This window comes from Sulfuricurvum sp. (assembly GCF_022759005.1).
Taxonomy (GTDB): Bacteria; Campylobacterota; Campylobacteria; order Campylobacterales; family Sulfurimonadaceae; genus Sulfuricurvum.
In genome coordinates this window covers 1-7,927 of sequence record NZ_JAEMQA010000091.1, presented here as the reverse complement: position 1 = coordinate 7,927, position 7,927 = coordinate 1, and the positions used below count along the sequence as shown (strand labels likewise).

9 protein-coding genes are annotated in these 7,927 nt (G+C 45.2%); 3 read left to right on the top strand and 6 right to left on the bottom strand.

Going from position 1 to position 7,927, the window contains the following annotated elements:
- The 3 genes from ilvC to JHC35_RS06250 form a co-directional block, all read left to right on the top strand.
- The coding region (gene ilvC / locus JHC35_RS06260; RefSeq protein ID WP_295043084.1) for a ketol-acid reductoisomerase at positions 1-1,023 on the top strand (1,023 nt) is incomplete at its 5' end.
- A gap of 58 nt (positions 1,024-1,081) precedes the next feature.
- Entirely contained in the window at positions 1,082-2,113 is a 1,032-nt protein-coding gene (locus tag JHC35_RS06255; protein WP_295043082.1) for a divergent polysaccharide deacetylase family protein, read from the top strand.
- Positions 2,114-2,194: 81 nt separating this feature from the next.
- Positions 2,195-2,959: a DNA-processing protein DprA gene (locus JHC35_RS06250; RefSeq protein WP_365996488.1), complete on the top strand. Its 765-nt coding sequence runs from the start codon at positions 2,195-2,197 to the stop codon at positions 2,957-2,959.
- Between the two features lie 8 nt (positions 2,960-2,967).
- On the opposite strand, the gene JHC35_RS06245 is transcribed toward JHC35_RS06250, so the two are convergent.
- The 6 genes from JHC35_RS06245 to hemW are packed head-to-tail and all read right to left on the bottom strand — an operon-like array spanning position 2,968 to position 7,895.
- Positions 2,968-3,291, bottom strand: coding sequence for a sulfite:cytochrome C oxidoreductase subunit B (locus JHC35_RS06245; RefSeq protein ID WP_295043078.1), 324 nt, complete (start codon positions 3,289-3,291; stop codon positions 2,968-2,970).
- Positions 3,292-3,299: 8 nt separating this feature from the next.
- Complete coding sequence (locus JHC35_RS06240) at positions 3,300-4,526, bottom strand: molybdopterin-dependent oxidoreductase (protein ID WP_295043076.1); 1,227 nt, start codon at positions 4,524-4,526, stop codon at positions 3,300-3,302.
- Between the two features lie 52 nt (positions 4,527-4,578).
- A complete protein-coding gene (queA, locus tag JHC35_RS06235) occupies positions 4,579-5,607 on the bottom strand; it encodes a tRNA preQ1(34) S-adenosylmethionine ribosyltransferase-isomerase QueA (protein ID WP_295043074.1) in 1,029 nt (342 codons plus the stop codon).
- A complete protein-coding gene (gene tatC, locus JHC35_RS06230; protein ID WP_295043072.1) occupies positions 5,600-6,382 on the bottom strand; it encodes a twin-arginine translocase subunit TatC in 783 nt (260 codons plus the stop codon). Before tatC ends, queA begins: the two co-directional genes overlap by 8 nt.
- The gene (gene tatB / locus JHC35_RS06225; RefSeq protein ID WP_365996489.1) at positions 6,375-6,779 is read right to left on the bottom strand and encodes a Sec-independent protein translocase protein TatB; all 405 of its coding nucleotides are present in this window, start codon (positions 6,777-6,779) and stop codon (positions 6,375-6,377) included. Before tatB ends, tatC begins: the two co-directional genes overlap by 8 nt.
- A 54-nt stretch (positions 6,780-6,833) precedes the next feature.
- Positions 6,834-7,895 carry a radical SAM family heme chaperone HemW gene (gene hemW, locus JHC35_RS06220; RefSeq protein ID WP_295043068.1) on the bottom strand — a complete coding sequence of 354 codons (1,062 nt, stop codon included), beginning with the start codon at positions 7,893-7,895 and terminating at the stop codon, positions 6,834-6,836.
- Positions 7,896-7,927: the final 32 nt, after the last annotated feature.

Here is a 7,927-nt window from a genome sequence, read left to right as displayed (position 1 = left end):
ATGGCATTGAACGTTTACTACGATAGAGATTGTAATATCGAAATTATCAAAAGCAAAAAAGTGGCAATGATCGGTTTTGGATCACAAGGTCACGCACACGCAGAAAACCTACGCGACAGCGGTGTTGAAGTGGTTATCGGTCTTCGTAAAGAGGGTAGCTCATGGGCTAAAGCGGAAGCAAAAGGGTTCAAAGTAATGACCGTTGCCGAAGCGTCTGCATACGCGGATGTGGTAATGATTCTTCTTCCGGATGAAAACCAAGCGGAAATCTACAAAAACGAAATCGAGCCAAACTTGAAAAACGGTGCAACCATTGCATTCGGTCACGGGTTTAACATCCATTTCGGACGTATTCATCCACGTGCAGACATCAACGTAACAATGATCGCTCCAAAAGCTCCGGGACACACTGTCCGTTCAGAGTTCGTTCGCGGCGGCGGGATTCCTGATTTGATCGCTGTTGGTCAAAACCCAAGCGGTACGACTAAAGAGTTGGCACTATCCTACGCATCGGCTATCGGTGGCGGACGTACGGCAATTATTGAAACCACATTTAAAGACGAGACAGAAACAGACCTTTTCGGAGAACAAGCGGTTCTTTGCGGTGGTGCTGCATCACTTGTTCAAGCAGGGTTTGAAACATTGACAGAAGCAGGTTACGCACCTGAATTGGCATATTTCGAGTGTCTCCACGAATTGAAACTCATCGTTGACTTGATGTTCGAGGGTGGTATCGCGGATATGCGTTATTCTATCTCTAACACAGCAGAATACGGTGACTATGTTTCTGGTAAACGTGTTATCAATGCAGAATCAAAAGCGGCGATGAAAGAGATCCTCAAAGAGATCCAAGACGGACGCTTTGCAAAAGATTTCATCCTTGAAGGTCAAGCGGGTTATCCACGCATGAACGCTGAGCGTGCAAATGCGCGTGCGTCATTGATCGAGCAAACGGGTGTTAAACTCCGCGCTATGATGCCGTGGATCGCTAAAAATAAAATCGTCGACCAATCTAAAAACTAATCTCCCTACTTCAGAGCATGAGCTCTGAAGATATCTCCGTAAGAGGTTTTTCTCTACTATGTACAAACAGCCTCTTTTCCAAAAATATTTTACCTTAAAACGTTTGGCAATCGGACTTTTTAGTCTCTTGGTATTTCTCCTTGCCATATTTATCGGCTATTTTTTGGGATTTAGACAAGCCGAAAAAGAGTTGGTCGCTGAGCGGAATCAAACCCACAAGTTGGTACAGCAGATCAAAGAATTGAGCAGTATTGATGAGAACAAAACTGCATTAACACACAAAGAGACTCCGCAAGACGGCGAGATTCGACGTCTAAAAAAAGAGCTCGAAGATATGCTGCAACGTGAGCGAACGGCTGAAGAGGTGAAACCCCAGCATGAATATGCTCCCGACAATAAAAAAGTAGCGCCCCCACCTCCTCCGCCTCGCGAAGAGCGTCCAAGCGGAGCTCAAGCCAAGCTGGTCATTATTATGGATGATGTATCGTATGCCCATGATGTTAAAGCGATTCAATCGACGGGACTGCCGATTGTGATGTCATTTCTTCCACCAAGTCCGCGTCATCCGGATTCGGCACTTCTAGCCAAACAGCAATCCAAATTCATGGTTCACCTGCCGTTGGAAGCGGTGGCGTTTCATGATGAAGAACCCGATACACTTCGTATCGAAAGTAGTGAAGAGGAGATTGAAAAACGGCTTGATGCGCTTAAGCAACTGTTTCCGAATGTCCATTATATGAATAACCATACGGGGTCGAAATACACCTCTAATTCTGAGGCGATGGATAAATTGATCCATGTCATGAAAAAAGAGGGGCTGCAATTCGTCGACAGTCGAACCATCGGAACCAGCAAAGCGCGAGAAGCTACCGGAAAATACGGTATGCGTTATTTGACACGCGATGTTTTTCTCGATGATCAAGACGGTGTAGCGAATGTTAAACGCCAAATTAGAGAAGCCGTTTCGAAAGCAAAGCGTTATGGAACCGCTATCGCTATCGGTCATCCGCGTGTCGATACGATTCGAGCTCTGAAAGAGTCAAAAGATCTTTTAAGCGGTGTACAACTCGTCGGTATCGATCAAATCTGACAATTTGTCAGATTTTTGAGCCTTTTTTTTCTAAAGTGTATTGTTTCATAATTCTTGAAGAGAGATAATATGGAATCGATAGTGCCATTTTCAGTCCCGGAACTTACTTCTCTAAAACACTCCCCTGATGCGCTTTATTTTCGAGGGAACGCCGAATTGCTAAAACGTCCTAAAATTTCTATCATCGGAACACGACATCCCAATCAATACACCCGTTCAGTGACTTATGAATTAGCCAAGAAACTTGCACAATCGGGGATGGTTATTGTCAGTGGTGCGGCAATCGGTGTCGATACGATTGCACATCAAGGCGCCGGTGCCCAAAATACTGTTGCTGTATTGCCCTGTGGGATCGATATCCGCTATCCTGTCATCAATAGAGATCTAATCTGTAGCATAGAACAAAGAGGTTTAACGATAAGTCAATTTGAATGCGGATTTAAAGCCAGAGAATGGAGTTTTGTCGTACGCAATGAGATTGTGGTTGCATTGGGGGATATTTTGATCGTGACCGAAGCGGACATCGGAAGCGGCAGTATGCGGAGTGTCGAATATGCATTGGCCATGGGAAAAAGTATCTATGTTCTTCCTCATCGTCTCCATGAGAGTGCTGCTACGCGTAAGCTTATGGCAGAGGGAAAAGCAAATGTAATCGATGATGTGGACCTTTTTGTCGAACGGGTCTCAGAACGTGGAAAACAATTGATTGAAGATTCCCCTTTTATTGCGTATTGTCGTACCAATCCGATCTATGATGAAATCGTAATAAAATTTCCAAGTGATGTTTTTGAGGCGGAGTTAAGTGGGATAATCGAGGTAAGAAACGGAAGAGTCTATGTCGTCTAAATCAGGACTTAGTGTCCTGATTGATTCGATTGCGTCTCATATCCGTAATGTTTGACGAGATAGTTGACGATCATTTGTTGATCCTCTTTGCTGATAGGGGCTTTAAACTCATTGACCATTTTTTGCACCGTCCCTTTCCAATACGGGCGGCTTTTTTTCCCTTGGTTTAGGATATATCCGAATGAGTGACAGATAAGGCAGTATTGTTGTACTACTTCATCATGGTCACCTGATTCGATAGGGTACTCAACATAGGGCATTTCGATCGGTTTGTCCACTTGAGCAAAAAGGGTAGATGCGATAAGCAGGCTAAGTAGTAATAATTTTTTCATTTTGCACCTCACACAATTTTCACAGAGACGTTATCGACGGCATTGTATTGGTAGCCGCCCGCATTCCATCCGATTTCATCCGGCATGGGTTGAATATTTCCGATACGGTTGATGGCACGTGCCATGATCGTGAAGTCCCCTTTGGTTTTTGCCTCCCACTCAAAGCTCCATGGGCGGAATGCGAATTTACCGAAGTCTTGCCCCAGTTTCGCAGCACTCCAGCTTTTTCCGCCGTCGAGGGAGATCATCACCTCTTTGATCCCTTTTCCTTGGTCGAATGCAACACCCGAAATTTTGACTTTAGAGCCTTTTTTGATGACACTATTGGATGATGGATAGCCGATGACCGATTTGACTTTCATTGCGGCGATCGGCTTACGTTTGTACTCAAAATCGCTTCCGGAGACAACACATTCGCAATCATTGTCCGGTACAGTATAGGCAACATCCATAAAGAAGCTTTTGCGGTAGGTATCCATGACCATGATTTCGCTTAGCATTTTGACCCAGCTATCCGAGAAATGTCCCGGAATGACGAGGCGGATCGGGAAGCCGTTGAGATACGGCAAATCTTCCCCATTCATAGAATAAGCCACGATGATTTGATCTTCGAGTGCTTCGGCTATCTCCATTTCGCGGAAGAAATCTGGGGTCTCATCCATCGCCGGTTTTTCCAACCCATTGAAACCGACCCACGTTGCCGATTCTTTTACCCCTGCGCGATTAAGGATATCTTTGAGTTTGACCCCTTTCCATACCGCACATCCCATTGCTCCGTGATCCCATTGCACGCCGTGTGTCGCTTGTCCCGTCACGGCATAGTATTTTCGGCTGTTTCCGCCGCATTGCAATACGGCAGTCACTTCTGCAGGTTCAAATTTTGATTTGAGATCATCAACACTCAGTGAAAGTGGAGTATTGACCGAACCTTTTACTTCGAGACGAAATTCGTTCAAATCGATGTGAGTCGGAATATCGGGTAGATGCCAACGGACAAAAAACTCATCGTTCGGAGTGATGGCCTGGGTGAAGATTTCCCGTCCTTTGGAGGATTTGAGAAGCGGTGGACGATCCGAAATGGTTACCATCGGTTTCTTTTCCGGAAACGCAATGATGGGTGGAGTATATTCTTGTGGTACGGCGATAGGTTTTTCTGGAGTCTCTTTACCAAGAAGTGCCGAAGCCCCCAATAATAAGCCTGCGCCTAAAAAATGTCTGCGGTTAAGATGTTTCATGACGATCTGCCTTCGATTATGTTATCACTATTTTATCATAATTTGAGATAATTTAGCGAATAAGCATCGCGTCACCGTAGGAAAAAAAACGGTAGTGTTCCTTTATCGCCTCTTGGTAGATACGATGGGTCTCATCAAGCCCGACAAACGAGGCCACTAACATCAATAGTGTGGACTGGGGGAGATGAAAGTTCGTGAGGAGATGATTGATCCTCTGGGGCGGATTGTTGGGATGTAAAAAGAGGTTTGCTTCACCGTGTGTTTCGTGTGTACGGGCATAATACTCGACCGTTCGGGTCGAGGTGGTTCCGATGCTTAAAAGCGGTATATCACTCTGAATGAGAGCGAGCGCATCAGAACTGATGTTAAAATACTCTGAGTGCATCGGATGATCGGTGATAATTTCCGCTTCGACGGGTTTGAAGGTTCCCGAACCGACATGGAGCGTGACAAAAGCATGCGGATGACGCGAACATACGGCGTCAAAGAGCGCGTCGGTGAAATGAAGCGACGCCGTAGGTGCGGCAACCGCACCCTCATGGTGGGCAAAAATGCTTTGGTATTCCCTCTCGTCTTCGGAGTTATCCTCACGTCCCAAATACGGAGGGAGGGGAATGTGTCCGACACGATCCAAAACAGGGAGAAGTTCCTCGAAGCGGATAAGGGTATCTCGGAGATAAAAATGGACATCCCGCGAACCATCATCATGCAACGCAATGATACGGGCACTCAGGTCCTGATCAAAAAGAAGTAGGGTTTGTTCTTTGACCCGTCCTCGAATATAGACATTGATCGTATGGGCATCATGGGGGCGATTGATGAGCAACTCGATCGCACCACCGCTCTCTTTTTTCCCGTACAAACGGGCTTTTATGACTTTGGTATCGTTAAAAATAATACCGCAATTTTCAGGGAGAAACGATTCGAGTGCATCAAAACGGGCATGGGTTATGCTCTTGTCGGATCGATTATAAACGAGAAGACGGGCATGGTCTCTGGGATGGACGGGGTGGGTCGCTATAAGCTCGTTAGGGAGCTCATAGTGATAGCTGGCGGTGAGCAGGGGATCGAGATTAGTCAATCGTCTCTTCTTCATCTTCTTCGATGTACGGCTCTTCTTTTGGGGCCGGATTAACGAGGCGGACGATAACGATAGAGATACCGTAAAGGAGGATCAACGGAATCGCCATCATGATTTGACTCAAAACGTCCGGCGGAGTGAGAACCGCGGCAATGATGAAAATTAAAACGATGGCATAGCGAAAAAAGTTGATCATCGTCCGATCATCGATAAACCCCAAAAGTGCAAGGAAATAACAAAATACGGGAAGTTCAAACGCTAAACCGAATCCGAAAATAATTTTGGTAAAAAATTCGACATATTCGCTGATATTGTACATCGGAACGAACGAAGCGCTCCCAAATTCGATAAAAAAGGCAAATCCCAAAGGGGTGACGAAATAGTATGCGAACGCGCCGCCGGCAAGGAACATGACACTCCCGCCGATCACGATAGGGATGATCATCTTTTTCTCGTTGGCGTATAGGCCAGGGGCGATGAAAAGCCAGGTTTGAGCTAAAATGATAGGAATCGCAGCGATGAGTCCTGCGAAAAAAGAGACTTTCATTGCGACAAAGAACGCTTCGGAGAGCTCTTTTGTCACCAGCATCCCTTGTGCTGCTTTTGGGGATATTTTTCCAACAGAGGTGAGGGCCGTGATGAGCGGCTGAGTGATCCATCCGAGAATGGCATCATGAAAATTCCACATGACGATTGCCATGATGAGGACAGCGGCAACACTAATACCGAGGCGTTTGCGCAGTTCCGCTAAATGGGGTTTTAAATCTTCAAACATCCGTTTTCTCTTCTACAGGTTTAATCTCTTTTGCTTTTGGGGTAAAAGTGATCACTTCCGGCTCTTTGGGTGCAGAAGGTGCCGACGAGGTGATACTATTAAAATCCAAATCGTTTTTGATGACGTTGAGTTCAGAACCGATCTCTGTAACGCTGCTCATCCGTTCCAATTCAGCACTTGCCTCGGTGAGCTCTTTTTTGTAATTCAGGGCACTCTCTTTGAGTTCAGAGAATTTCATCTCCTCTTCTAAGGTCGCTTTAGCGGAATTTACGGTTCCTTTGACACTCTTGAAGAGTTTAGCGATTTGTACCATCGTTTCAGGGAGTTTATCCGGCCCCAGAAACAAAACCGCAACGATCGCAATCAGAAAGATTTCACTTAAACCCATACCAAACATTGTGTTATCCAAAAATCAAATTTTTAAAATGAGGGAAATTTTATCCAAAGAAAGTTAAAACCCCTCTACGCTCAGAGCAATTTCATCTGCTAAGAGAAAATCGGTATTGAAAAAACGGCCATTTTGATAAATCAAGAGCCCTTCATCGCAGAGCATGGCAGCTTTTTGTTTTTGTTTTGGATTTAAAATCGTTTCATCGACACCGACGACGCTTCGAAATCCCAAAAAGAGCTTTTCACTGATCAGGGCATCGGGTTCTATGATTTCAGTATGAATCTCCAGGGGAGTTTGGATGAAGGTTTCTACTGAGGTAGCAGGGTAAAACCGGGTATTTTTTAAAAAACCGACCGCACCGGCACCGACACCGATATAATCTTTATGCTCCCAGTACCCTAGATTATGGCGAGAACGGTATTGTCCGAAATTGGAAATTTCATACTGTTTAAATCCCCGTTCGTTGATCTGTTGAAACAACCATTGGGTGAGCTTCAACTCCTCTTGCGCCATTTGTGGTGTTTTTTCAAAGAGCGTATCCTCTTCGATCGTCAATGCGTAGAGACTGATATGATCGATAGGGAGGGTGAATGCTTGATCTATATCGGATTGTAAAAGATCTTTCGTATCCCCTTTGACCCCGTATATTAAATCAATGCTGAGATGTTGATACCCGATTGCGTGAGCGTTTTGGATCGCTTGAATGGCGTGTTCCGTATTATGGGCACGCCCCAGTGTTTTGAGCTTTTCATCATGGAAACTTTGCACTCCAAAACTGAGACGATTGACCCCAAGAGTGAACATCCCCTCCAACCATGAATACGTTGCGCTATTGGGATTGGCTTCGGAGGTGATTTCACAATCCTCACTCAAATAAGGTTCAATCATCTCAAATATGGGGCGATACAAAGAGGGTTCAACGGTAGAGGGGGTGCCTCCCCCGATGAACACTGTTTCTATTTTATTGTCCAACGAGACTTCAAAGCGTTCAAGCTCATGCTTGAGCTGATCTAAAAGCGCTCCCATATAGGCTTTTCGTTGAGAGAATTTATCGACATACGAGTTAAAAGCACAATACGAGCATTTACTGTCGCAAAAAGGGATGTGAATGTATAAAAGCATGTGCCATTATAACATTGTGACTCCTATAGAAG

Bases quoted from the DNA above. Each gene is read 5' to 3' on its own strand.
- tatB (WP_365996489.1), bottom strand. From the start codon at position 6,779: ATGTTTGGTATGGGTTTAAGTGAAATCTTTCTGATTGCGATCGTTGCG.
- JHC35_RS06240 (WP_295043076.1), bottom strand. From the start codon at position 4,526: ATGAAACATCTTAACCGCAGACATTTTTTAGGCGCAGGCTTATTATTG.
- JHC35_RS06245 (WP_295043078.1), bottom strand. From the start codon at position 3,291: ATGAAAAAATTATTACTACTTAGCCTGCTTATCGCATCTACCCTTTTT.
- JHC35_RS06255 (WP_295043082.1), top strand. From the start codon at position 1,082: ATGTACAAACAGCCTCTTTTCCAAAAATATTTTACCTTAAAACGTTTG.
- hemW (WP_295043068.1), bottom strand. From the start codon at position 7,895: ATGCTTTTATACATTCACATCCCTTTTTGCGACAGTAAATGCTCGTAT.
- tatC (WP_295043072.1), bottom strand. From the start codon at position 6,382: ATGTTTGAAGATTTAAAACCCCATTTAGCGGAACTGCGCAAACGCCTC.